This window comes from Azospirillum sp. TSO22-1, from assembly GCF_003116015.1.
Taxonomy (GTDB): Bacteria; Pseudomonadota; Alphaproteobacteria; order Azospirillales; family Azospirillaceae; genus Azospirillum.
Genome location: NZ_LGQZ01000098.1, coordinates 1 through 4,344 on the forward strand (window position 1 = coordinate 1; position 4,344 = coordinate 4,344).

Below are 4,344 nucleotides of genomic sequence, written 5' to 3' on the forward strand. Positions count from 1 at the left end.
ATCGACGACATAGACGTCGTTGCCGGCCCCGCCGATCAGGGTGTCGCTGCCGGTGCTGCCGTCCAGCGTGTCGGCGCCGGCGGCGCCAATGATGAGGTTGGCCGCGTTGTTGCCGGTGCCAGCGAAGTTGCCGGTGCCGATGTAGGTGAGGTTCTCCATGTTGCTGCCGGCCGTGTAGGCCGAGAGCGTGGTGCGGATTTCGTCCGTGCCGGCCGCGTAGCTCTCGACCACAAGGTCGCCGACGTCGTCCACATAGTAGACATCGTTGCCGTAGCCGCCGGCCATGGAGTCGGCGCCCGCTCCACCGTCCAACGTATCGTTGCCGCCGTTGCTGACGAAGCGGTTGCCCAGCTCGTTGCCGGTTCCGGCGAAATTGCCGGTGCCGGTGTAGGTCAGGGTCTCCACGTTGGCTGTCAGCGTGTAGGCGGCGAGCGCGGTGCGCACCTCGTCGGTGCCCGCTCCCGCCGCCTCGACGACCACGTCCCCGGCGTCGGCAACATAGTAGACGTCGTTGTTGGCGCCGCCGGCTAGCGTGTCGTTGCCGGCCCCGCCAATGAGGATGTCGCTGCCTGCCCCGGTGGTGATGACGTTATCCAGCTCGTTGCCCGTGGCGTTGGCGGTCGCCGCCCCGGTGTAGGTCAGGATCTCGACATTGGCACCCAGCGTGTAGTTCGCCACGGTGGTGCGCACCTCGTCCACGCCCCCGCCGGCCAGTTCGCTCACCACGTCGGCCGTGCTGTCGACCACGTAGACGTCGTTCCCGCCGCCGCCGGTCAGCGTGTCGGCCCCGGTGCCGCCGTCCAGCGTGTCGTTCCCGGCGCCGCCGGTGATGACGTTGTTCAGCGTGTTGCCGGTGCCGGTGAAGTTGCCCGACCCGGTGTAGGTGACGTTTTCGAAATTGGCGCCGAGGGTGTGGCTGGCGACGCTCGTCAGCACCGTGTCGGTGCCGGCGCCGCCCGCTTCGGTGATCACGTCGCCCGCGTCGTCCACCACGTATGTGTCGTTGCCGGCGCCACCGGTCAGCGTGTCGGCCCCGGCCCCGCCGTCCAGCGTGTCGTTGCCCGCACCGGTGGTGATTCGGTTGTTCACCGCGTTGCCGGTAAACAGGCCGCCGGTGCTGCCGGTGTAGGTCAGGATCTCGACGTTGGCGGACAGCGTGTAGCCGGCGAGCGTGGTGCGCACCTCGTCGATTCCCTCGTCCGCCGCCTCGACGACGACGTCGCCGGCGTTGTCGACGAAGTAGAGGTCATCGCCGCCACCGCCGGCCAGCGTGTCGGCCCCGGTCCCGCCCTGCAGGCGGTTGTTCAGCGCGTTGCCGGTGCCGGCGAAGCTGCCGGTGCCGGTGTAGGTCAGGTTCTCCACGTTGTCGGTCAACGTGTAGGCGGCGAGTGCGGTGCGCACCTCGTCGGTGCCCGCCCCTGCCGCCTCGATGACGAGGTCGCCGGCATCCTCCACCGTGTAGAGATCGTTGCCGGCGCCGCCGGTCAGCGTGTCGTTGCCGGCGCCGCCGGTCAGTGTGTCGTTGCCGACCCCGCCGGCGATCGCGTTGTCTGCCGCGTTGCCGTTGCCGGTGAAGGTGCCGGTGCCGGTGTAGGTCAGGGTCTCGACGTTGGCGGCCAGCGTGTAGGCGGCCAGCGTGGTGCGCACCTCGTCGCTGCCCTCGCCGGCCAGTTCGGTCACCACGTCGCCGGCGTTGTCTACCACGTACAGGTCGTTGCCGGCGCCGCCGGTCAGCGTGTCGGCGCCGGTGCCGCCGTCCAGCGTGTCGTTGCCCGCCCCGCTGGTGATGGTGTTGGCCAACGCGTTGCCGGTGCCGGCGAAGTTGCCGGATCCGGTGTAGGTCATGATCTCGACCCCGTACGGGCCCAGCGTGAAGCTGGCCGCCGTGACCCGCACCTCGTCGATCTCGGGGCTGACCGCCGCGTCGACCACGATGTCGCCGGGATCATCCACGAAGTAGAGGTCGCTGCCGAAGCCGCCATCCATGGAATCGACACCGAGCCCGCCGTCCAGGATGTCGTTGCCGTAGCTGCCGTTGAGGGTGTCGTTACCGGCGCCGCCCAGCACCGTGTCGTTGCCGTCCGCGCTGTACAGAGAGTCGCCGTTGGCACCACCGGTGATCAGGTTGTCCGACGCGTTGCCGGTTATGAAGAAGGTGCCGGAGCCGGTGTAGGTCAGGATCTCCACGTTGCCCGTCATAGTATAGGTGCCCAGCGTGGTGCGCACCTCGTCCAGGTCGGCGCCAGCCGCCTCGACCACGATGTCGCCGCCATCCTCCAGGATGTAGAGGTCGTTGCCGGCTCCGCCGTACAGCATGTCGCCGCCCGCCCCGCCGGTCAGCGTGTCGTCGCCCGCCCCGCCAGTGATCGTGTTGTTCAGCGCGTTGCCGGTGCCGGCAAAATTGCCGGTGCCGGTGTAGGTCAGGGTCTCGACGTTGTCGATCAGCGTATAGGCGGCCAGCGCGGTGCGCACCTCGTCGGTGCCACCGCCCGCCGCCTCGATCACCGCGTCGCCGAAATCGTCCACGATAAAGACGTCGTTGCCGGTGCCGCCGATCAGGCTGTCGGTTCCCAGGCCGCCGTCCAGCGTGTCGTTGCCGGCACCGCCGTCCAGCGTGTCGTTGCCAGCCCCGCCGGTGAGCAGGTTGTTGCCCGTGTTGCCGGTGAAGGCGACGGTGCCGGAACCGGTGAAGGTCAGCGTCTCGACGTTGGCGGCGAGGGTGTAGGCGACGAGCGCCGTGCGCACCTCGTCGGTGCCGGCGCTGGCGGCCTCGGTCACCACGTCGGTGCTCGCATCGACGATATAGACGTCGTTGCCAAGCCCGCCGATCAGCGTATCGGTCCCGGCCCCGCCGTCCAGCGTGTCGTTGCCGGCGTTGCCGGTGAGCACGTTGGTGCCCGCGTCCCCGATCAGGACGTCGTCAAAGGCCGAGCCACTCAGGTTCTCGAACCCGAGCAGCACGTCCCCGTCCGACGCGGTGCCGGTCGCCAGGCTGGCGGTGATGGCGGTGGTGAAGGCGACGGTGTCCGTGCCGGTGCCGCCGTCCAGCGTGTCGGCCCCGGCACCGCCGGTGATCGTATTGTTCAGCGCGTTGCCGGTGCCGGTGAAGCTGCCGGTCCCGGTGAAAGTCAGGTTCTCCAGGTTGGCACCCAGGGTGTAGGCGGTCAGCGCGGTGCGCACCTCGTCCGTGCCTTCACCGGTCAACTCGGTGACCATGTCGGCTGCATCGTCCACCACGTAGACGTCGTTGCCGAGGCCGCCCGCCAGGGTGTCGGCGCCTGCGGCTCCGTCCAGGGTGTCGGTGCCGGCGCCGCCGGTGATGACGTTGTTCAGCCCGTTGCCGGTGCCGGTGAAGGCGCCGGTGCCGGTAAAGGTCAGCGTCTCCACGTTGGCGCTCAGCGTGTAGGTGTTGAGCGTGGTGCGCACCTCGTCGGTCCCGTCGCCCGTGGCCTCCACCACGAGGTCGCCGGCGTCGTCCACCAGGAACAGGTCGTTGCCGGCCCCGCCGATCAGGCGGTCGGCGCCCAGCCCGCCGGTCAGCGTGTCATTGCCGGCGCCGCCCGAGAGCGTGTCGTTGCCGGCCCCGCCGACGAGCGCGTTGTCCAGCGCGTTGCCGGTGCCGGTGAAGGCGCCGGTGCCGGTGAAGGTCAGGGTCTCGACGTTGGCACCGAGCGTGTAGGTGGTCAGTGTCGTGCGCACCTCGTCGGCGCCTTCGCCGGCCAGTTCCGTCACCACGTCGCCGGTGCTGTCGACGAGGTGGACGTCGTTGCCGAGGCCGCCGATCAGCGTGTCGCCGCCGGTGCCGCCGTCGAGCGTGTCGTTGCCGGCGCCGCCGGTGATCCGGTTGTTCAGCGTGTTGCCGGTGCCGGTGAAGGCGCCGGTGCCGGTGAAGGCCAGGTTCTCGACGTTGGCGCCCAGCGTGTAGGCGGTGAGCGTGGTGCGCACCTCGTCGGTGCCGGAACTCGCCGCCTCGGTGACGATGTCGCTGCCGCTGTCCACAGAGTAGACGTCGTCGCCGGCACCGCCGGCCATGTTGTCGGCCCCGGCACCGCCGTTCAGCGTATCGTTGCCCGCAGCACCGTTCAGCGTGTCGTTGCCGGCCCCGCCGGTGAGCACGTTGTCCAGCGCGTTGCCGGTTCCGTTGATCGCCGCCGCCCCGGTGTAGGTCAGGTTCTCGACGTTGGTGCCCAGGGTGTAGGAGGCCAGCGCGGTGCGCACCTCGTCGGTGCCTTCGCCCGTCAGTTCCGTCACCACGTCGGTGATCACATCGACGACATAGACGTCGTTGCCGGCCCCGCCGATCAGGGTGTCGCTGCCGGTGCTGCCGTCCAGCGTGTCGGCGCC

1 protein-coding gene is annotated in these 4,344 nt (G+C 69.5%); it reads right to left on the reverse strand.

What is annotated here, in order from left to right:
- The coding region (locus tag TSO221_RS36555) for a calcium-binding protein (protein ID WP_146208893.1) at positions 1-4,344 on the reverse strand (4,344 nt) is incomplete at both ends.